This is a genomic window from Limimaricola sp. AA108-03, from assembly GCF_050847355.1.
In the GTDB taxonomy this organism is placed as follows: domain Bacteria; phylum Pseudomonadota; class Alphaproteobacteria; order Rhodobacterales; family Rhodobacteraceae; genus Limimaricola.
On sequence record NZ_CP193755.1, the window covers coordinates 2514951 to 2535250 of the forward strand.

A 20300-nucleotide genomic window follows, 5' to 3' on the forward strand; every position below is an offset into this window, starting at 1 on the left:
CGCATTTCCCCAGAAGGACGCCATGTCCCTGAGGGATCAGAGGTCGCGGAGAGCACCGGCGGTGCCCGTCGGTTTCCGTCCGGTGGCCGGACCAACGGGACGGCAGCCGCGAACCGACACGCAGCAGCAAGGCCGAAAGTCAGCGTGACCGGGCGCCGCAGACCGGCGTCCGATCGATGGCCCGATCGGAAGATCAGACCTCCACGACCACCTTACCCATAGCCTTGCCGCTCTTCAGTCGGGCATAGGCGTCGCCGACCTCGGCCAGGCCGAAGCGCTGCTCGTCCAAGAGCGGCTTCACGGCCCCCGCATCCACGAGCTTGGCGAGGTCGGCCAGGATCGCGCCATGCGCCTCACGCCCGACATCGTGAAGCATCGGCAGCAGCATGAAGACGACATGCAGCGACAGGCCCTTGAAATGCACGGGCGAGAGGTCGAGGGCCAGCAGCGCGACGGTCGAGACGACCTGCGCGTTCAGCGCCGCCGCCGCGAAGGAGTTGGTCATGTTCTCACCGCCGACCGTGTCGAAGACCACGTCGAACCCGGCGCCGCCGGTATGGGCGGCGACATAGGCTTCGACCGTCTCGGCCTGGTAGTCGATGGACGTCGCCCCGAACTTTTCGATCGCCGCCAGCTTGGCCTCGCCGGTGCCGGTCGACCACACGTCCGCCCCGAGATGCCGCGCAATCTGTACGGCGAGATGGCCGACGCCTCCGGCCCCGCCCTGCACGAGGACCTTCTGACCACGGCCGACCCCGGCGCGGTGCAGACCCTCCCACGCAGTGATGCCCACCAACGGAAGCGCCGCGGCCTCGCGCATGCTCAGCGATGTCGGCTTGGGCGCGATCAGACGCGCATCGGCCAGCATGTATTCGGCCAGCGCGCCCTGCAGGTCGGCGAGGCCGCCGGCGCAGCCATAGACCTCGTCGCCGACAGCGAAGCCCTCGACGCCGTCGCCCAGCTCTTCGACGATACCCGCGAAATCCATGCCGAGGATGGCGGGCAGATCGGGCGACAGCGGAAGGTCCCTGCCCATGTCCCTGATCATCGTGTCGACGGTGTTGACGCTCGTCGCATTGACGCGAACGAGGACATGCCCAGGCTTCACGGACGGACGCTCGGTCTCCGCCGGGATGAAGGCTGCGTCGGGTCCGTAGTCGTTCAGGATCATCGTCTTCATCGGAAACTCCAGATGATGGTTGCGTTGATCCCCAGATACGAAATCTGGCTTCTGGCTATAATGGAGGCAATTCTAGCTTCAGTTTTCGGCCCAAGAATATAATTCGAAGATCAGGTCCGCCCCTCTTTGCGCGCGAGTTCGCGGATTGCCGCCATCACCTCGGCCACCTGCGTCGCGTCACGCGCGCCCGGGTGAGGCTTGACAAAGTCTCCGCTGTCATTGTCGAAATAGCGGCCCGACGCATCGGCAAACGCCTCCGACAGCGCGGCACGGCGCAGGATGTCGGCCCCGATCGACAGGTCGTTGCCCGCGACGCCGAAGCCTTCCTTGACCATCTTCGAGGCCAGCAGCGAGCCCGGATTGACGGCGATGAAAGCGGGCCCGTCGGGGTGGTCCTTCGCCATCTCCCGCGTCCAGATCGTGATCGCCAGCTTGCTCTGCGCGTAGGCCCCCATGTGGTCGAGGCCCCGTTCGCCGCGCAGCGCCGCGACATCCACAGGTGCCTGCGCCGCCGAGGACAGGTTCACCACGCGACCCGATGTCGGGATGATGGGCAGCAGTCGCCGCGTCAGCAGGTAGGGCGCGATGGTGTTGACCACGAAGCGGGTGTCGAGCCCGTCGGGCGTACGCGCCTGCGCGGTCTTGAAGACGCCCGCGTTGTTGATCAGCACGTCGAGCCGATCATGGCGCGCGAGGATTTCCTCGGCGAAACCCTCGACCTCGTCCAATCGCGACAGGTCCGCCCGGTAGGTTTCGGGCATGCCACCCACCTCCTTGGCCGCCATCTCGAGCTTCTCGGCGCTGCGCCCCTGGAGCAGGACGGAGTGACCCTCGCCGGCAAGCGTCTTGGCGGTCAGAAGGCCGATGCCGTCCGTCGCGCCGGTGATCAGGATGGTCTTGGACATCGCATGTCTCCTCAAGCTAGATGGGGCCGCGCCCGCTCAGGTCCGACCAGGGGCGGCAAGCACCGCGCCGTGGCCCGGCCAGAGCAGGATCGCAGAGAGCGTGGCAATCGCCGGAACGCCTTCCTTCCAAGTGCCCCAAGCAAGGTGGCAGACGATCGCACCGAGCGAAGTGCCCAGCAGCGCCAGCCCACCAAGCGGCCCGAGCCAGCTCGACCTGTCCCAGATGGCGACCGCGCCGAACAGCCCCACGGGACCGACAAGGGCCATGATCCGGCGATTGAGCCCGTATTTCAGGAACATCGCGAGCTGGGTCTCGAATATGAACTGCTGCCAGCCGAACAGCTTGATCGAGATCGCGAACAGGACGAAGGCCGACAGCAAGGCGATGATGACGATCATGAAGCGGAGTTCCGGGAATTGAGCCGATGGGCTTCGAAAGCAGTCGGGGCACGGCCAAGATATAGCTTGCGAACGCCCGATGAAGCTGCGCCATTCGGAATTGATTTTTCTGATTGGGTATATAATCCCGATGGACACCGACAATTTGCGCCTCTTCGTGATGGCGGCCGAGCGGCTCAACATCTCTGCCGCGGGGCGTGAGCTGGGCCTCGCCCCCGCCGTCGCGAGCGCGCGCCTTGCCAAGCTGGAGCAGGAGCTCGGCGCGGAACTTCTGCGCCGCACCACCCGCAAGGTGTCACTGTCGCTGGAGGGGTCGGATTTCCTGCCTTATGCCCGCGAGATCCTTGCCCAGGCGGATGCGGCCCGTGCGGCCCTCGGAGGCAGCGACGCCGGCCCGAAGGGCACGCTGCGCTTCGCCGCGCCGAGCAGTTTCGCGCAGTTGCACATCATGCCGCTGCTGCCGGAGTTCCACGAACTCTACCACGACCTTACGCTCGACCTGCGCCTGTCCGACACGCGTTTCGACGCGATCGAGGGCAGCTTCGACCTCGCGCTGCGCAGCGGCCCTCTGGCCGACAGCAGCCTGAAGGGGCGCAAGCTCGCCGACGACGCACGCGTCCTTTGTGCCTCGCCGGGCTATCTCGAGAGACACGGCAACCCGGCCACGCCAGCCGATCTGGCAGGCCACCAGCTCATCGCCTGGAGCAATCTCGAGCCACGGGAGCTGGTGAACGCCGCCGGAGAAACGGCCTTGCTGGACCCGGCCCGCATGATCTGCCGAACCATCATGGATGACGGCGATGCGCAGCGCGAGGCGACCCTCGCCGGGGCCGGGCTGTCGATGAACTCGCTTTGGAACGTCGCCCATGAGATCGCAGCGGGCCGGTTGGTCCGGGTTCTTGCAGGATGGAAGATGAACGATCGCTCGGTGCTCTGGCTGGTCTATCCGCGCACCAACGTGCTGACCCCGAAGACGCGGATCTTCATGGACTTCCTGATCGAGCGGCTGGCCGGTCACGCGGGCTGGAGCGAGTGAGCGATCACCACAATTTCCGTCCGGAGGCAGCCCCGACATGGGCAGGAAACTTCGGCAGAACAGGGTGCAGTTTGGGGATGCAGTACTCGTCCCGTACCGAAGCTGCCATGCCCTTTAGGCACCCCGTAGCTCACTCATAGCGGCAGGCACATCCTGAGACCGTCATAGATCGCGGCATGGATGTTGCGCGAGGCGACCGCGTCGCCGATCCGCAGCAGCACGAAACCTTCGCGGGCGCATGAATAGGGATCACGCCCCACCAGAAGCGCCGCGTGGTCGAGCGCACCCCCATTGCCCGAATGCGGCCGCAGCGCAAAGTAGAGCTCGTCGAGCGGCGCGGTGCCGTGCTCGACCACGACGCGGTCGACCCGCCGCTCCTCCGACCAGCCCGGTGCATGGCGCGACCCCAGCCGCGCCACAAGCGCGTTGCCGTCGCGCCGTACGCCGGTCAGCATCGTGTGCAGGGTGATCCGGGTGTCGGTGCATTGGAAGGCGCGCGCGTAAGGCACGTGGTTCATCCCGCCCATGTCGACGCCGAACATCCGCTCGGGCGTGACGACCTCGACCTCGGCACCGCCTTCGGCCAGCAGTTTGGCGGCCGAAAGCGCCTGATGGCCACCATGGTCGTCATAGACGAGCACCTTGCCCTCGGGGCGCAACTCGCCCGAGAGCACGTCCCACGAGTTGTGGCACAGATCGGCGCCGCCCCCCGGCATCGGCGGGGTCTGCGGCAGCCCGCCCGTTGCGATCACCACGATATCGGGGGCGCGGGCAAGAACGTCTTCGGCCTCGGCATAGAGGTCGCACTCGATCCGCGTGCCAAGCCGCTCCAGCTCGGCCACGCGCCAGTCGACGATGCCGATCAGGTCGCGGCGGAGCGGGTTGCGCGTAGCGAGCAGCACCTGCCCGCCGGGGCGCGGCGCAGCCTCCAGCAAGGTGACCGCGTGGCCGCGCTCGGCCAGAACCCGCGCCGCCTCCAGCCCGGCGGGACCGGCGCCCACCACCACGGCGCGGCGTCGCGATGGTGCCTTCGGGATCACATGCGGCATTCGCGCCTCGCGCCCCGTGGCGGCGTTGTGGATGCACAGCGCCTCGCCCGCCTCGTAGATCCGGTCGAGGCAGTAGGTCGCGCCGGTGCAGGGCCGGATGCGCGCCTCCTCGCCGCGCATGATCTTGGCGACGATATGCGGATCGGCCATGTGGGCGCGGGTCATGCCGACCATGTCGAGCTTGCCCTCGGCGATGGCGTGGCGCGCGGTGGCAACGTCCGAGATCGCGGCGGCGTGGAACACCGGAAAGCGCGTCGCCGCCCGCACCTCGCCCGCGAAGTCGAGATGCGGGGCCGAGCGCATGCCAGCGATCGGGATCACCTCGTTGAGCGCGGCGTCGTGGTCGATATGGCCGCGAATGAGGTTGAGGAAGTCGATCTTGCCCGAATTCGCAAGGCGGCGGGCGATCTCGATGCCCTCCTCGCGGCTCAGGCCGCCATCCATGTTCTCGTCCGCCACCATGCGGATGCCGGTGATGAAATCCGGGCCAACCGCCTCTCGGATCGCGTCGATCACCGCCCAAGTGAAGCGCAGCCGGTTGTCGAGGCTGCCGCCCCACGCGTCCTCGCGCAGGTTCCAGGCGGGCGACCAGAAGGCGTCCATCAAATGGCCGTAGCTTTCGATCTCGATCCCGTCGAGACCGGCCGCCTTCATCCGCTCGGCCGCCGCCGCCCAGTCGCGCACGACGCGGTCGATGTCCCAATCCTCCATCGCTTTGGGGTGGCTGCGATGCGCCGGCTCTCGCAAGCCAGAGGGCGCGATGACCGGCAGCCAATCGCCGCCCGCATAGCCGGTGCGCCGGCCGATATGGGTCAGCTGGATCATCACCGCGCAGCCATGTTCGTGGCAGGCCTCGACCATCTCCGACAGCGGCCGGACGATCTCGTCCTTGTAGGCGGTGAGGTTGCCGAAGGCGGGCGGGCTGTCGGGCGAGACCACCGCGGAGCCCGCGGTCATGGTCAGCGCGATGCCGCCCTTCGCCTTCTCGGCATGGTAGAGCCGGTAGCGTTCGCCCGGCAGGCCGTTCTCGGAATAGGCCGGCTCATGCGCGGTCGACATGACCCGGTTCTTCAGCGTCAGGTGCCTGAGCCGGAACGGTTGCAGAAGGGGGTCGTCGCGCATCGGGTCACTCCGGTCGGGCAGCCGCATTGAACCGGCTCGCGGCGCTCAATGCCAGCATTCAGGCAGCTCGGCCTTGCGGCGGGCCACGTGATCCGAGATCGCTTCTGCGGTCCCCGGAGCGATCGGCGGCGCCTCGTGCTCCGCCAGCAGCCGCTTCCAGCGCGCATTGGCGCGCGTCGCCGCGTCCTGCCTGCCATCCTCGTCCCAGCTCTCCCAGTTGCGGTTGTCGGCCAGTTCCGAGTCCCAGAAGGCGGTCTCGTAATGCCGCATGGTATGGGCGCAGCTGAAGAAATGGCTGCCCGGCCCGACCTCGCGGAAGGCATCCAATGCCAGCGCCTCGTCGGAGGTGTCGATGCCGCCGAGATAGCTGTGCAGCGCACCGAGAAAGTCGCAGTCGAGTACGAATTTCTCGTAGCTCATCGACAGCAGCCCATCGAGGAACCCCGCCGCGTGCAGCACGAAATTGGCGCCGCAATTCACCGCCGCCATCATCGAGACGGTGCTTTCCTGCATCGCCTGCGCGTCGGGCAGCTTGGAGGTGGTGAAGCTGCCCGAGCAGCGCAGCGGCAGCCCGGCGCGGCGGGCGAGTTGGCCGACGACCAGCGAGCCGAGCGCGGGTTCGGGCGTGCCGAAGGTGGGCGATCCGCTGCGCAGCGCCATCGAGGAGAGAAAGTTGCCATAGATCACCGGCGCGCCGGGCCGCACCAGCTGCGCCAGCGCGCAGCCCGCCAGCGTCTCGGCATGGGCCTGCGCGATGGCCCCGGCATTGGTGACCGGTCCCATCGCGCCGCCCAGGATGAAGGGGACGCAGACCACCCCCTGCCCCGCGGCGGCATAGGCGCGCAGCGCCCCAGTCATCGTGCCGTCCCACACGAGCGGCGAATTCACGTTGACGTTGCCCATGATCACGCAGTGATCGTCGAGAAAGCCGGGCGCGAAGGCGAGCCGCGCCAGTTCGATCGAATCCTCGGCCCTCTCCTCGGAGGTGACGGCGCCGAGAAACGGCCGATCCGAAAGCGTCAGATGCGCCGCGACCATGTCGAGATGACGGTGGCTGACCGGAATGTCGGTCGGCTCGCAAACCACGCCGCCGGAGTGATGCATCCACGGACAGGACTGGGCAAGGCGCACGAAGTCGCGGAAATCGGCGATGGTGCCGTAGCGCCGCCCCCGGTCGAGATCCATCACGAAGGGCGAGCCGTAGGCCGGGGCGAAGACCACGCCATCGCCGCCGATCTCCACGTCATTGGCCGGATTGCGGGCATGCTGGGTGAAGCGCGAGGGCGCGGTAGCAAGCACTTCCGCCAGCATCCCCTTCGGGAAGCGCACGCGCAAACCGTCGATCTCTGCCCCGGCCCGGCGCCAGAGCCGCAGTGCCTCTTCGTCGCCGCGAAACTCGATGCCGATCTCGGCGAGGATGCGGTCAGAGGTGGCCTCGATCCGGATGAGCCCCTCCTCGTCCAGCACCGCGTGCACGGGGGTCTTGCGCCGGATGAAGGGCGGCCCGGCCACCGCCGCGCCTAGTCTCATCTCGCGCCGCGCGGCGCGCCCGCCGCTGCGACGGTGCCTCGGGCGCTCGGAATCGGCTTCGACGGAATGAGTCATCCATACCTCCCTCGCTGCCCCTCCAGCCCATCGCATCGGTAGCCGACCTGTCCGGCGAGAAACCGACATGGTTTCGTCGTTTCCGGATTATCACCGCGGGAAAATGACGACCGGCGTGCCGAGCATGCCTGCGAAGACCGGGGGCAACTGTGTCGTTTCTTAGAGGCGAATGGGCTGTTTGTTTCGGATCATGGCGTTGAGGATGACGAGGAGCTGACGGGCAACGGCAATGAGAACTGTTTTGGGGGCTTTGCCGGCAGCCTTCATTCGATCTCGCATGGCAATCAAGAGCGGCACGCGGCGGGACGCGCTCAAGGCCGCGATGTAGAGAGCCTCGCGGACTTTGCGTCGTCCTCCCCATATACGTCGTGTGCCGCGCCATGTGCCGCTCTCGCGGGCATGTGGAGCGAGCCCGGCGAGAGAGGCGATCCGACGCCGACAGAGCGTGCCGAGTTCGGGCAGTTCGCCGAGAAGCGTTGCCAGCACCGTCGGTCCAATCCCAGGCACGGCGCGAAGCAACTCCGCATGCTCGGTAAGTTCGGGGCTGTCTCCGATCAGAGCCGCAATCTTGCGATCCATGATGACAATGCGGCGGTCGAGCAGCGCGATCATCGTCTCGATCTCGCGCAGGATTGCTGGCTGGCCGGCGCTGTGGCGACGCACCTTTTCGGCTTTCCGCATTTCGACCAACTGCCTGCGGCGACGAAGGAAATCAGAAAGTCGGGCCCGATCCGGATGAGGCGGCGCGGTAACCTCGAGAGGCAAGAGGCGCCCCATATCAGCCAGTATGCGCGCATCGACCCGATCCGTTTTGGCCAACACGCCCGTCGCGCGGGCGAACTCTCGGGCTTGGCGCGGATTGACCCGTGCGAAGCGAAGGCCCCGGTCGCAGAGTGCCTTGATCAAAAGAGTGTCGCAGCCGCTGGTGGCCTCGAAGACGACTAGAGAGTTTGCAGGCAAGGACGCGGTCCAGCGGGTAATGCTGTTCGGATTGTTATCGATCCTCACCACCACCTTGGTCGGCAGGGCGTGCGTATCGATCCAGCCGCGGGCAAGGTCGCAGCCGATGACGGTCTGTGGCATGGTAAAAGCTCCTGTCCATGTCATGCGGGATCGGAGTCAGCCGTCCCAAGCAACTGTTCAGGTTGATCGCGACGCGGAAGGGACCCTTGCTCCCACACGGGCTCTCGACCCTGGGGGGGGACGGGCTCCCTTCCGCACCGCCATTCTACTCCATTCGCAACAGACAGGGGGGGGGCGCCCCCGACCGCACCTGTCGATGTGTTCAGGCCCGCGCGAGGTCGGACGGGCGCCGCGCCGCGATCCGGGCGAGCGGATGCGGATCGGGATGAAGGACCCGAGGCGGGGGTCGCCCCCTACACCGTCGAGGCCGAAGACGTCTCCGGGGGGCCTGCCGCGCCCTGTCGCCGCGTCTTTCGATATGGCGCGACCCCGCGGATCGCGATCAGCCCGCGATCTCGATCCCGATCTTGCCCATATGCGCCTTTTCGAGGAACGCCTCCTGCGCCGCGCGCAGCTGGTGCAGCTTGTAGGTCTCTGCCAGAACGGGCCGGATCTCGCCCCGCTCGATATAGCCCACGAGATCGGTGAAGACGTCCGGCTCCTGCCGGGTGCTGCCGATCAGCGTCAAGTCCTTGAGGTAGAGCGTGCGCAGGTCGAGTTCGACGATCGGCCCGGCGATGGCGCCCGAGGTCACGTAGCGGCCACGCACCGCCAGCGCATCGAGGAGCTTGGGCCAGCGCGGGCCGCCGACGAGGTCCAGCACGACGTCGAAGCCACCCTCGGGTGGCGCCTCGTCGCGGTGCAGGATGGCGTCGGCGCCAAGCGCGCGCAGCTCGTCCGCCTTGGCCGGGCTGGTCACCGCCGTGACATGCGCGCCGCGCCGCTTGGCAAGTTGCACAGCCGCCGAGCCGACCCCGCCCGAGGCACCGGTAATCAGCACCCGCTCGGCGCCGAGGCGCGCGCGCTGGATCATGCCCTCGGCGGTCGAGAAGGCGCAGGGAAAGGAGGCAAGCTCCACGTCCGAAAGCGGGCTGTCGATCCGCAGCGCGTTCTCGGCGCCGCTGGTCGCGTATTCGGCGAAGCCGCCGTCGCGCTCCGAGCCGAAGGTGACGAGCGCATCCTCGTCGCCGCCCTCGGGCCGGTGCATCGGCCGCACAAGCACCCGCTCGCCGATGCGCGTCTCGTCCACCCCATCCCCGACGGCGACGATCTCGCCGCAGCAATCGGCGCCCTGGATGCGCGGAAAGCTCAGCGCGCCGGACCAGCCGCCATCGGTATCAGAGGCACCGTCATATCCAGTGGTGGCGGCGGAGTTCGTGTCGCCGCGCACGGCCTTGGAATACCAGCCGGTACGGGTGTTCACGTCGGTGTTGTTCACCGCCGAGGCGCCGACGCGGATCAACACCTCGCCCGCCCGCACGCGGGGAACCGGTACGTCCTCGCGCCACTGAAGCCGATCGAGACCGCCATGGCCAGTCAGAACCATGGCCTTCATCTTGTCAGGAAGGGTCATCGGGTTGCTCCGTCGTGTAGAATGATTACTCTACTTGCTCAGGTAGAGGGATCCCTCTACATCGTCAAGCATGACCGATACGATGACCAGGATCGCCGCCGGGCTGGAGCAGGCCTTTGCCGCCCGGGGCTTTGCCGAGCCCAGCGTCGAGGACCTGCGCGACGCGGCGGGCGTCAGCCTGCGCACGCTCTACAAATACACGCCGTCGCGCGCGGACATGGTGCTGGCGGCGCTGGAGCATCGACACGCGCGCTATCTCGGCCACCTCTTCGACGGGCTGCCAAACGCGCCCGAGGCGGCACTCGACGCGCTGCTCGACCGGGTTGGAAACTGGATGGCGACCGAAACCTCGCATGGCTGCCTGTTTCACGGCGCGGTGGCGGCCGAGCCCGGGAGCGAGCGGCTGCGCGAGGTGTTATCGCGGCACAAGGCCGAGGTGGCGCGCCGCGCCGCCATGGCCACCGGGCTCGGTGGTCGCGAGATCGAACTCTTGGTGATCATGGAGGGTCTCACGCAGGCTTGGTCGTTGCACCAGGAGGCTGCCGTGGCGGGCGCGAAGCGGCTGGGGCATGACCTGTTGGAGCATGAAGCGGCGTGACGGCAGGTTCTGCCCGATAACCCGGCCTCATCGAGGTCGATGCTGCCGTCCTCAGCCTCGTGTCCTCGCCGACCTCACTGGCTCACCATGCCCGCCAGCATCGCGCCGAGAGCAACGAAGTGGATCAGCATGATCGCCCTGTCGTTCCACAGCACCCCGACGACCAGCCATCCGAGAACGCCGACGACGAACAGGTAGAGATTCCACGGTGTCCAGCCGAAGGCCGTCCCGGCATAGCCGAGGATCTGGATGACGGAGGCCACCCATTTCACGACGAAGGCGGTCCGGTCACCGCGCGCGATATCGGTCACTTCAGAGGCCACGGCTCAGCCCCCGTCGATCCGACCCCAGTTCTCCATCGCGCATTCGCGCGAAACGCCCCAGACCCCCGACCGACCGGTTCGAACCCGTGACGCCGATACCGCCGAGTTCTTCTCCCAGAGCCTCCGCCTTTCCCAAGGAAGACAGCACCCCGACCTTGAAGCCATTGGCCGCCGGCCGCCGCGCGGCACCGGCCTCCATGCAAATGCCGCCAGCCGCGATCGGCGCCACTTTTCCTGTTGCCATTCCTGCGTGCTCCTTGGCTTTCCTGCGGCGCCCTTTGCGCCTATGGGTCGTCAGATAAGGGTCTGGAACGAACGCGACCAGCCAGGGGAGCTGTCGCATGGGTGTAGGAGAACTATCGTGACGAGCGAAGCCGATCTGCCCTCCCTGAGCGGTCTGCGCGCCTTCTCCGCGGCGGGCAGGCACCTGTCCTTTCGCGCGGCGGCGGAAGAGTTGGGCGTGACGCAGGGCGCCGTGGCCCAGCAGGTGCGCGGCCTCGAAGACCATCTCGGCCTGCGCCTGTTCCTTCGTGAGCCGCGGGGGCTGAGCTTCACCGAGGCGGGGCGGGCCTACCATGCCGCGGTCGCCCGCGCCTTTTCCCAGCTTCTGGACGCAACCGATGCGCTTCGAGATACGCCTTCGCGGGTGACGATCAGCGTGACCCCGACCTTAGGGTCGAAATGGCTCATCCCGCGTCTGGCAGAGTTCACCGAGGCCAACCCCGGGATCGACCTGCGGATCACAGCGACCGAGCGCGTCATGAGCTTTCATGCGGATGGCATCGATCTGGCGGTGCGGCAGGGGCGCTCGCCATTCGGGGCCAGCCTGCGCGCCGACCTGCTGTTTCCACAAGAGATCATCGCGGTCTGCGCGCCACGACTGGTTGCCGATCAGGGCGGGCTTCTCGGTGCGGTGGCGCTCTCACGCATGACCCTGCTGCACGACACGCATGATCTTTGGCCGCAATTCATCGAGATGGCATTCGGGACCGAACCGGACGCGCCACGCGGGCTTCGCTTCAGCCAGACGACGCTGTGCCTCGACGCGGCCTTGGCCGGTCAGGGCATCGCCCTGGCCAGCCGCTTCCTCGTGCAGCGGGACCTCGATGCCGGCCGCCTGGTTCAACCCGTCGACGCCGCACTCGAAAGGGGACAGGATTTCTACGTCCTGCTGCCGCGTCAGGGCGCATCCGAGGCGGCCCTGCGCGCAAGGGACTGGCTTCTCGGTGTTGCGTCCGAGGAAGCCAAGAGGGATTGAAGTCATGTGCCAAGCACCGCAAGGCGCCAAGCGTTTTGATGACCGGACGCGTTGACCATCCACGGAGCGGCTAGGCTCACGACCCGTCGACCTCGCCTAGGCCGTGCGGTTCAGGCCCTCCCAAGAGCATGATCCATGAGAAACCTATTTGGCTGGTGGCCAGACTGATCAACGCCAGCCATGGCGCGGTGGCCACCACCCGCACAATCATCGGCGGGCCCAAGAGCGGTCGGGTCGGGAGCCTCGGCACCGACGCCTGCGAGGAAAAGGGGGGGGAACTCTTCTACGAGGACCAGTCCAACCAGATCATCCATCGATGCCGGACTGTCCCGCACAGGAAAGCCTGCGATTGATCTGGCGCAAGGCGCGATGGGCGAAAGCCCGCGAAGCTTGGAGCGTGCCGGAATGCAGCGAGGGGTAGAGCACATGGAAACGATCGTCGCCGCGACCGACTTCTCGAAGGCGGGCAACCAAGCGGTCCTGCGGGGGGCTGAGATCGCGGCCCGCACGGGTGGGCGCCTGCACATCTTCCATGCCTCGAGCTTTCGGATCGCGCCCGAACAGGCGGCGCATTTCGCCGCCCTCGTGGAAGGCTACTTCGACACCCTGCGCGCCCGCATCCAGTGCCGATACGGACCGAGGCTGGACGTGGACGGCACCCACGCGAATGTGTGGCGGGATATCCATAGGGTGCTGGCGCAGCAGAATGCCGAGTTGCTGGTGGTGGGACAGCATGTTCACCCGAACGGGATCGACGCGTTTCACGGGACCTTCGTGGAGCGTCTGGCCGCCGAATGCGCGGTACCGGTGCTGGTCTCGACCTCCGCACCGGAGGCGCCCTATCGCCGCACATTGGTGGTGATCGATCCGAGCCCGGAAAACGAGAAGCTCACCCCGGTCATTCGCGACGTCGCGCCCGGTTCCGCCATCGCGTTGATGCAGGTCGCACCCGCCGAGCCGGGTGACGAACTCCCCTGCGCCCCCGATGCCGCGCGCGCGAACACCGTGCAGGAGCAAGGCCCCCGCGCAATCGAGGGTTTCCGTGACCGAACGGGTCTCGATCCCGAAACCGAGATCCTGATGGTCAAGGGCGATCCGCGCGATCGGATTCGGCGACTGGCCTCGGCGCGCGGGCTCGACCTCGTCGCTCTTTCCGGGACGGGGCCGATGCCGAAGCTGAATGGCGATTTTCTCAGGACACCGCCATGTGACCTGTTGGTGTTCCCGAACGCTGCCCGGCGGACGACGGATACTGCATTTCCGGCGATGAGCCGGACATGACCCAAGCGGCTCCCACGGACCTGCCGGACCCTGCAGATCCAATGGGCGCCGCGCCAAGCCACAGACCGGGAAGACCGACGGTCATTCGTGGCCGAGTGAAAGCTGCTCACCGACGCATGTGATGCTGCTCATCGCAGCCCTTCGCCCGCTGGAGCGCCGCCTGCCCGATCGTCATAGGTGGCTTCAGGTCGATACCCAGCTCTCCCGCCGGGCCAGGGCCCTGACGACATCGCCGCGAGACACTATGCCGATGATCCGCCCCCCGTCGAGGACCGGAAAGCGGCGATAGCGACTGGCGAGGAACCTCTCGATCGCCGCGAGGATGTCCAGATCGGCGGGCAGGCTTTCGACAAGTGCATGCATCGCCTCGGCGACCCGACCCGGCGGCCCGGCGTGGTAGGCCGCATGCAGCGCCCCCTTCAGGCAATCCCGCTGCGACAGCATGCCGACAAGGCGGCCATCGGCATCGACGACCGGCAGGCCCGAAACGCCGTGAAACGCCATGAGATGCATGGCGCGCAGCAGGTCCATCCCGGGTGTCGCGGTGACCACATCGCGAGTCATGATCGCAGCGATGCGCGGCAGCGGCTTCATGGGACGGGGCGGCGTGCGCAAGGCTTGCGACATCCGTCGCAGGCCCGGCCGCATCCGCCGGATAGCGGGCCGCGCCCGGCCAGAAGCCCCAAGGCCAGCCCCGCCATCGACAGCGACACCAGAATGAGAACGAGTAGCAGCAACATGCGCGATGTCCTTCATGCAATGAAATGGGCGTCGATGCCGCCGGTCATCATCTCGACCGCCCCCTCGGATGCGCGATGCAGGAACAGGGCCGCGATCCCCGCCCGGCGCGCGAGCGCGGGTCCCCTCTCGGCCCCCAGCGCCAGAAGGCCCGTAGCCAACGCATCGGCACGCAGGCCGGTTCGAGCCAGCACCGAGACCTGCAGGAGCCCCTGCGCGGCGGGCCGGGCGCTGACCGGGTCGATGACATGGCTGGTCGTCGCGGGCCCCGCATGGCCCTGCGGCGCATGGGCGGAAGTCGCCAATGCCAGAGGTCCCGGCCGGACCACCCGCTGCGCTTGCGGCAGCTCCGCGCCCGGCGCCTCGATCGCCACTCTCCATGGTCGGCCCGATGGATGGCGACCGAGCGTCCGGACCTCGCCGCCGATCTCGACCAGCGCGTCCCTCGCACCCAGACCGGCGATCCGTTGGGCGAGCAGATCGAGCGCATGTCCCTTGGCCAAACCGCAGGGATCGAAGGTCAGCGCGTCATGGCTCTTGCGGACCGCGCCGCCGCTCAGTTCGAACCGCCCCGCCCTCGTCACCTCTCCTGCGATCTGGCCGAAACCATAGCGCGCCACCAGCGGCCCGACGCGTGCGTCGAACCCACCCCCGGTCAGCCTCTGCACGGCTTCGGCCTCTCGCAAGCAGGTCCGGGTCGCATCCCCCATCTGCATCCACCGCCCCGCCGGGGCGCGATTGAGCGCGGTGAGGGCGCTGTCGTCGCGCCAAGGGGACAGCTCCGCATCCAGTCCGGCGATCAGGCCTGTGGCCTCGGCCATCAGGGCCGCCCTGTCCGTCCCGGCCGGCACGAGGCAGCGCCAGTAGCTGCCGAAGGCCGGGCCGCCGAGGCTGATCGTTGCGGCCCATGCGGGTGGGGCAAAGAGTGTCACCGCCGCGCCCAGCAGAATCTCGCGTCGTCCGATCCGCATAAATCAGCTCCCGAAATCATCGAAGAAGATCCGGCTTGGCGGCACCCCCGCCTCGTCCAGCACGCCCATCACCGCGGCGATCATCAGTGGCGGACCGCAAAGGTAGTAATCGCACGCCTCTGGAGCCGGATGATCGCGCAGAAGGCCGTCGCGCAGGGCCACGTGGACGAAGCCCGTCCGCCCGTCCCAGGGCTCGTCGGGACGCGGATCGGACAGCGCGACCTCGAAGCGGAAATTCGGACACCGGCGCGCCAGCGCCGCGAACTCCTCGGCGTGGAACAGGTCATCGCGGCGGCGCGCGCCGTACCAGAAGCTGATCGGTTGAGACGCCCCCTGCCCGAGCCGTTCATGGATGATCGCCCGGAGCGGCGCCATACCGACGCCGCCGCCGACCAGCACCATCTCGCGCGTTCCCGCTTGCGCGCGAAAATCGCCATGCGGGCCGCCTGCGGCGATCCGGGTGCCCTTCTCCACGTGAAACAGCCAGGACGAGACCGCCCCCGGCGGCAGGCGCGGCCGATCCGGCGGCGGCAGGGCAAGACGGATGAGCAGCACGAGATGCCCCTGCGCGAGATCGGCGGGGGTGCTGGCGATGGAATAGGCGCGGGTGACCGGCGCGGTCGTGACGGCGCGCAGCTCCCGCAGCTCGGCCCAGTCTGTGGCAAACCGCTCCGCCACTTCGATCGTGTCGAAGCCGAAATCATGCGGCGGCGCGGTCAGCGACACGAAGGCCCCGGCCTGCACCAGGGCGACCACGTCGGGCGGCGCCTCGAGCACGAGTTCGCGGATCAACGGCGTCAGGAAGCGTGCGCGCAGGAGGGTGCAGTCGAAGCCCCGCGCGCCCAGAAGGCTCTCGGGCAACTCGACCGCGACCGGCACGCGCAACCGGAGCTGACAGGCCAGATGCATGCCTGCGCGGCGCTCGGCCCGTGACAGCCGGGCCCGCTCGGCGGGCATCGGCGCGACGGGTTCTCCCCTGACCCGCACCCGGCACTGGCCGCATGTCCCCGCGCCTCCACAAGCCGCGGGCAACAGGATGTCATGCGCGGCCAGGGCCCCCATCAGGTCGGTGCCGAAGCGGCTTTCGAAAGGCGCATGATCGTTCACCGTGACGGCGATGGGCCGATCGGGCACCAGCCGCCGCCGTGCCATCATGAGCGCGGCGCTGAGTGCCAGCACCAGCGTCACGAGAAGGACCACGCCCGCCAGCATCCCGGTCATGGCACCAGCCCCCCGAAGCCGGAAAAGCCGAGCGACATCAGGCCGGTGACGATGAAGGCGCCGCCGAGTCCTCGCAGCCCCTCGGGCATGTCGGCATGGCGCAACCGCTCGCGGATCGCGGCGAAGGCGGTGATCGCAATGGCCCAGCCGATGCCGCTGCCGATCCCCCAGACCACCGCCTCAAGCGGGTCGTAGCGCCGCTCGACCATGAACAGGCTGCCACCCAGGATCGCGCAGTTCACCGTGATCAGCGGCAGGAACACCCCCAGCGCGCGGTGCAGGGCCGGCACGAAGCGATCGAGCAGGAGCTCCATCAGCTGCACCATCGCGGCGATGACGCCGATGAAGACGATGATCCGCAGAAAGCTCAGGTCGATGTCGGGCAGCCCGGCCCAGTGCAGCGCGCCGGGGGCGAGCAGATAGGCATGGATCAGCGCGTTGACCGGCACCGTCACGCCCTGCACCACGATCACCGCGAGACCGAGGCCGAGCGCGGTGGAGATCCGCTGCGACACCGCGAGGAAGGTGCAGATGCCGAGGAAGAAGGACAGCGCGAGGTTGTCGGTCAGGATCGCGGCGAGCAGGATCTCCGTCATGGCCGCGCCTCCCCCTGCCGGGACAGCAGGCGATGTTCTGGCCGTTCGACCTGTTCGGGGCGCGCCGTGCGGATCGCCCAGATCATGAGCCCGATGATGAAGAAGGCCGATGGCGCGAGCTGCATCAGTCGCAGCGGCTCGAACCAGCCGCCCTGCTCCGCCAGCGGCAGCATTGGAATACCAAGAAGCCTGCCGGTGCCGAGGAGTTCGCGGATCGTCGCGACGACCACCAGCACGAGGCCGTAGCCCAGCGCGTTGCCCAGCGCGTCCAAGATCGAGGGTCCCACGGGATGGTGCATGGCGAAGCCCTCGGCCCGGCCCAGCACGATGCAGTTGGTGACGATCAGCCCGACGAAGATCGACAGCCGCTGGCTGATCTCGAAGGCGTAGGCGCGCAGCACCTCGTCGGTGACGATCACCAGCGTGGCGATGATGGTGACCTGAAGGATCAGCCGGATCGCGTGCGGGATGTGGCGGCGGATCGCGCTGATGATCGCGGCCGAGGCGCAGAGCACGAAGATCAGCGCCGCCGCCATGGTGAGCGCCGTCGCCAGCGCCGTGGTCACTGCCAGCGCCGAGCAGATGCCCAAAATCTGCAGCGTCACCGGGTTCGACCGGATCAGCGGATCGGTCAGGTGGTGCGACAACCGGATCATCCCGCCCCCTCCCCGGCCAGGCTGTCGAGGAACGGGCCATAGCCCCACGGCCCCATCCAGAAGCGCAGCATGGCGGTGACGCCGTTGCCGGTGCGGGTGGCGCCCGAGATGCCATCGACCTCGAATGCCGTGGTGGCCGTGCCGCGCACCACCTCAATGCGGATCGTGCCGCTGTCATCGGCGACGCGGCGGCCGGGCCAGAGTGCCTGCCAATCGGCGCGCTCGATCTGCGCGCCGAGCCCCGGCGTCTCGCCTTGTTCGGTCACGGTCAGCGCCGCGACGGTGTCGAGATCGGCCTCGAGCGCGAGCAGCGCGTGGATGGTCGACTGATACCCCGCGCCGCGCATCGGCAGCACCACGAGCGCCAGCGCCCCGTCGCGTTCGAGCAGGTGGATCACGGCCACGCGCTCGCGCCGCCCGATCCCGGCGATGTCGGCCTTCGGCGGCAGCTCGATCCCGGTGTCCGGATCGCGCGCCACCCGCTCGGGATCGAACGCCATGACCTCGTCGGGCAGCACGCGGCCGGTCTCGAGATCGACGAGACGGCTTTGTAGCTCGGTCACCCCGGCCTCTTCCATCACCTCGCGCAGCCCCGGCAGCGCCTCGATCATGGCCTGCATCCGGGCTGCGCGGGCGGCCTCGAGATTGGTGGCTTGCCGCGGCTCCAGCAGCGTGGCCGTGGTCGAAACGGTGAGCGCCGCGCCCAGCGCCACCAGACCGGCCATGCCCAGTGCCTTGACCGGGTCCTCGTTGGGCCGCGCGAGAAACCGCGCCCACGGACCGCGTGTCTCAGCCATGGCTGACCCCCTCGCGCCAGTCGGCGACGGCGATCACGCCCGCATCGATCAGCGGCGCGAAAAGACCCGCGAGCAGGACCGCGAAGACGCCCGCCGACATGTCGAAACCGGGTCCCCCGGCTGCGCCCAGAAGTGCGATGAGCCCGCTCACCATAAGGCCCGACAGCCATTGCCCCGGCCCGGTAACCGGCGCACCGAAGGGATCTGCGGCGAAATAGACCAGAAGGACGGCGAGTGGCGCCCCCTGCGCGAAACCCGAGCCCCCCGCCCCGGTCGCCAGCGCAAAGCCCGCGGCCCCGGCCAGCACGACCCGCCACGGCGCAAGCCCCGCCAGCAGGAGCAGCGCGCCTCCGGGCAAGGCGGCCCAGAGCACCGGCGTTTCCGGAACCACCGCCGCTAGCGGCGGAAACGAGAAGGCAAGCAGCGCCAGTGCCAGCGCGCCGGTGCTGAGAAAGCCGAAGCCCGCGCCGCCGAAAACGAGAGCGCCGAGCACGAGCGCCAGAGACAGAGCGAGCGCGAGTTGCCAGGGCGCGGCCTCGGGCGGAGCGAAGAGGACCATGAGCAGCGCCGGCACCAGCACCTCGAAGATCGGCCCGCGGCCACGAAGCTCGGCGAAGATCAGGGCGCAGGCCAACGCGGCCGTGACCACGGCCAGCGCATGAGGCCATGCCGTGCCCGGAGCCCGCAGGAACAGGATCACCGCAGGCGGCGCGAGGGCGATCAATCGAAGCGCCGTGGCATCGCGGGCGGCACGTTTTCGAAGCGCCGTGACACGTCCATCCCTCATCGCTCGCCCTCCAGCTCATCGAGGACGCGGCGCAGCAGAGCGCCGTAATCGGCGCCGCTGGCGCAGATCGCGCTGGCCGCTCGCATGTCCCCCTCGACCAGATCGAGGCAACCATGCCTGCGCGCGGTCTCGGCATCGCCGATCTGCAATGCGTGCAGCAGCGGGATCGCACGCAGCCGCATCGGCAGCGTCGCCGCCAAGGCCGGCACCGGCACGATCGGCCCGAGCGCACCGTCGGGCGGTGGGACCGCGTCGTGGCGCGGGTCGATCCGGCTCTCGTTGCGCCTCAGCGGCCGGGTGGCCGGGGTCGTCCAGCCAGCCTCCTTCAGCGCCTCCGCCAGATCGGCGCCGAGCGGCGCCTGCCGCAGGCCCGCACCCTCGCCCATGAGCGTGACGATCTCGACCAGACGCGTCGGGTCGAACAGCCCCTCGCCGCAGAGCCGGCCGAGCGCGATCGCCGTCTGCGCGTCGAGCGTCCAGACCTCACCGCCATGGGCCACGCTGCACAGCCTGCGCAGCCTGTGGGCCATGCCGTCATGGCGCGGCGCGACCGTGTCAAGCTCGACGCGTCCCTCCGCCGGGGCCAATGCCGCGCCGCCGTGCTGACACAGGATCACCGGCCCGTCGGTGAGCCTGCAGAGCGCGCGCAGACCATGCCCCAGCGCGAATGGCGCGGCCTGCGCCGCCGCGACCGCCGCACCGTCCAGCGCGTTCACGAGGATAGCCTTGGGCCGTGCCTCGGGGTCGGGCACGCGGTCGAAGGGCCGAGTACGCAGATCGCACCAGAGCCCGTGGATCAGCATCAATTCGCGGGTGTCGCCCACCGCCCTCACCGGCGCAGCCCGTGCCGGGCCCGCAGGCCGGATCACCACCCGGATGACGCGGCGACCGAGGCCGGTCTCCACCCGCACCACCCGGCCCGCCACCGGGGCGACCACCCGGATCGCGGGCCGGACCCTGTCGTGCATGACGGGCGTGCCCAAGGCCACCTCCGCCCCCTCCTCGATGCAGGCAACGGGCCGCAGGCCGGGCATGTCCTGCGCCTCCAGCGTCACCGTTTCCGGAACGATGGCGGGCGGACCGAAGGCACGTTTGCGGTGCGGCTCGAGACAGGACATGGCGACCTCCGGGGCGGCTTCTTCTCCCTGCATCGGCCAACCGCCGCGCGGCCGCCTTGATCTCGATCAAGGCTCGAGGCGGCCCTGCATCGCATCATCGAGACATCTGGCCCCAGCCCGTCGG

At 68.5% G+C, this 20300-nt stretch carries 22 protein-coding genes; 5 read left to right on the forward strand and 17 right to left on the reverse strand.

Going from position 1 to position 20300, the window contains the following annotated elements:
- Positions 1–193: 193 nt before the first annotated feature.
- The 3 genes from ACRAQ3_RS12290 to ACRAQ3_RS12300 all read right to left on the reverse strand — a co-directional run bounded on the left by ACRAQ3_RS12290 (position 194) and on the right by ACRAQ3_RS12300 (position 2484).
- A complete protein-coding gene (locus ACRAQ3_RS12290) occupies positions 194–1180 on the reverse strand; it encodes a zinc-dependent alcohol dehydrogenase family protein (RefSeq protein WP_432254821.1) in 987 nt (328 codons plus the stop codon).
- Between the two features lie 110 nt (positions 1181–1290).
- On the reverse strand, positions 1291–2085 hold the full coding sequence (locus ACRAQ3_RS12295; RefSeq protein ID WP_432254822.1) for an SDR family NAD(P)-dependent oxidoreductase: 795 nt from the start codon (positions 2083–2085) through the stop codon (positions 1291–1293).
- A 36-nt stretch (positions 2086–2121) separates the two neighbouring features.
- Positions 2122–2484 carry a DoxX family protein gene (locus tag ACRAQ3_RS12300; protein ID WP_432254823.1) on the reverse strand — a complete coding sequence of 121 codons (363 nt, stop codon included), beginning with the start codon at positions 2482–2484 and terminating at the stop codon, positions 2122–2124.
- Between the two features lie 130 nt (positions 2485–2614).
- On the opposite strand from ACRAQ3_RS12300, the gene ACRAQ3_RS12305 reads away from it, so the two are divergent.
- Entirely contained in the window at positions 2615–3520 is a 906-nt protein-coding gene (locus ACRAQ3_RS12305; protein WP_432256290.1) for a LysR family transcriptional regulator, read from the forward strand.
- 134 nt (positions 3521–3654) lie between these two features.
- Here the strand turns inward: ACRAQ3_RS12305 and ACRAQ3_RS12310 are convergent, their stop codons facing one another.
- The 4 genes from ACRAQ3_RS12310 to ACRAQ3_RS12325 all read right to left on the reverse strand — a co-directional run bounded on the left by ACRAQ3_RS12310 (position 3655) and on the right by ACRAQ3_RS12325 (position 9832).
- Entirely contained in the window at positions 3655–5691 is a 2037-nt protein-coding gene (locus tag ACRAQ3_RS12310) for an FAD-dependent oxidoreductase (protein ID WP_432254824.1), read from the reverse strand.
- Between the two features lie 45 nt (positions 5692–5736).
- On the reverse strand, positions 5737–7296 hold the full coding sequence (locus ACRAQ3_RS12315; RefSeq protein WP_432254825.1) for a trimethylamine methyltransferase family protein: 1560 nt from the start codon (positions 7294–7296) through the stop codon (positions 5737–5739).
- Positions 7297–7455: 159 nt separating this feature from the next.
- Positions 7456–8379 (reverse strand): transposase, encoded by a 924-nt coding sequence (locus tag ACRAQ3_RS12320; protein ID WP_162620613.1) that lies wholly within the window; start codon positions 8377–8379, stop codon positions 7456–7458.
- 382 nt (positions 8380–8761) lie between these two features.
- Positions 8762–9832, reverse strand: coding sequence for an alcohol dehydrogenase family protein (locus ACRAQ3_RS12325; protein ID WP_432254826.1), 1071 nt, complete (start codon positions 9830–9832; stop codon positions 8762–8764).
- 70 nt (positions 9833–9902) lie between these two features.
- On the opposite strand from ACRAQ3_RS12325, the gene ACRAQ3_RS12330 reads away from it, so the two are divergent.
- Positions 9903–10430 carry a TetR/AcrR family transcriptional regulator gene (locus tag ACRAQ3_RS12330; RefSeq protein ID WP_432254827.1) on the forward strand — a complete coding sequence of 176 codons (528 nt, stop codon included), beginning with the start codon at positions 9903–9905 and terminating at the stop codon, positions 10428–10430.
- A 74-nt stretch (positions 10431–10504) separates the two neighbouring features.
- Here the strand turns inward: ACRAQ3_RS12330 and ACRAQ3_RS12335 are convergent, their stop codons facing one another.
- Complete coding sequence (locus ACRAQ3_RS12335; RefSeq protein ID WP_432254828.1) at positions 10505–10753, reverse strand: DUF6552 family protein; 249 nt, start codon at positions 10751–10753, stop codon at positions 10505–10507.
- The gene (locus ACRAQ3_RS12340) at positions 10743–10982 is read right to left on the reverse strand and encodes a hypothetical protein (RefSeq protein ID WP_432254829.1); all 240 of its coding nucleotides are present in this window, start codon (positions 10980–10982) and stop codon (positions 10743–10745) included. Before ACRAQ3_RS12340 ends, ACRAQ3_RS12335 begins: the two co-directional genes overlap by 11 nt.
- Before the next feature lie 132 nt (positions 10983–11114).
- Between ACRAQ3_RS12340 and ACRAQ3_RS12345 the strand changes: the two genes are divergently transcribed.
- The 3 genes from ACRAQ3_RS12345 (at position 11115) to ACRAQ3_RS12355 (ending at position 13292) form a co-directional block, all read left to right on the forward strand.
- Positions 11115–12011, forward strand: coding sequence for a LysR substrate-binding domain-containing protein (locus ACRAQ3_RS12345; RefSeq protein WP_432256291.1), 897 nt, complete (start codon positions 11115–11117; stop codon positions 12009–12011).
- A gap of 128 nt (positions 12012–12139) precedes the next feature.
- Positions 12140–12364, forward strand: coding sequence for a hypothetical protein (locus tag ACRAQ3_RS12350; protein ID WP_432254830.1), 225 nt, complete (start codon positions 12140–12142; stop codon positions 12362–12364).
- Positions 12365–12437: 73 nt separating this feature from the next.
- Positions 12438–13292, forward strand: coding sequence for a universal stress protein (locus tag ACRAQ3_RS12355; protein ID WP_432254831.1), 855 nt, complete (start codon positions 12438–12440; stop codon positions 13290–13292).
- Positions 13293–13475: 183 nt separating this feature from the next.
- Here the strand turns inward: ACRAQ3_RS12355 and ACRAQ3_RS12360 are convergent, their stop codons facing one another.
- Genes ACRAQ3_RS12360 through ACRAQ3_RS12395 form a run of 8 tightly spaced genes read right to left on the reverse strand, consistent with a single transcriptional unit; the run spans position 13476 to position 20209 of the window.
- Positions 13476–14048 carry a CBS domain-containing protein gene (locus ACRAQ3_RS12360; protein ID WP_432254832.1) on the reverse strand — a complete coding sequence of 191 codons (573 nt, stop codon included), beginning with the start codon at positions 14046–14048 and terminating at the stop codon, positions 13476–13478.
- Positions 14045–15001: an FAD:protein FMN transferase gene (locus ACRAQ3_RS12365; protein ID WP_432254833.1), complete on the reverse strand. Its 957-nt coding sequence runs from the start codon at positions 14999–15001 to the stop codon at positions 14045–14047. Before ACRAQ3_RS12365 ends, ACRAQ3_RS12360 begins: the two co-directional genes overlap by 4 nt.
- Positions 15002–15004: 3 nt before the next feature.
- On the reverse strand, positions 15005–16222 hold the full coding sequence (gene nqrF / locus ACRAQ3_RS12370) for an NADH:ubiquinone reductase (Na(+)-transporting) subunit F (protein ID WP_432254834.1): 1218 nt from the start codon (positions 16220–16222) through the stop codon (positions 15005–15007).
- Entirely contained in the window at positions 16219–16818 is a 600-nt protein-coding gene (gene nqrE / locus ACRAQ3_RS12375) for an NADH:ubiquinone reductase (Na(+)-transporting) subunit E (protein ID WP_432254835.1), read from the reverse strand. Before nqrE ends, nqrF begins: the two co-directional genes overlap by 4 nt.
- Positions 16815–17474: an NADH:ubiquinone reductase (Na(+)-transporting) subunit D gene (locus tag ACRAQ3_RS12380; RefSeq protein WP_432254836.1), complete on the reverse strand. Its 660-nt coding sequence runs from the start codon at positions 17472–17474 to the stop codon at positions 16815–16817. Before ACRAQ3_RS12380 ends, nqrE begins: the two co-directional genes overlap by 4 nt.
- Complete coding sequence (nqrC, locus tag ACRAQ3_RS12385; protein ID WP_432254837.1) at positions 17471–18271, reverse strand: NADH:ubiquinone reductase (Na(+)-transporting) subunit C; 801 nt, start codon at positions 18269–18271, stop codon at positions 17471–17473. The genes ACRAQ3_RS12380 and nqrC overlap by 4 nt, the downstream gene beginning before the upstream one ends.
- On the reverse strand, positions 18264–19058 hold the full coding sequence (locus ACRAQ3_RS12390) for an RnfABCDGE type electron transport complex subunit D (protein WP_432254838.1): 795 nt from the start codon (positions 19056–19058) through the stop codon (positions 18264–18266). Before ACRAQ3_RS12390 ends, nqrC begins: the two co-directional genes overlap by 8 nt.
- The gene (locus ACRAQ3_RS12395) at positions 19055–20209 is read right to left on the reverse strand and encodes a hypothetical protein (protein WP_432254839.1); all 1155 of its coding nucleotides are present in this window, start codon (positions 20207–20209) and stop codon (positions 19055–19057) included. Before ACRAQ3_RS12395 ends, ACRAQ3_RS12390 begins: the two co-directional genes overlap by 4 nt.
- Positions 20210–20300 lie beyond the last annotated feature (91 nt).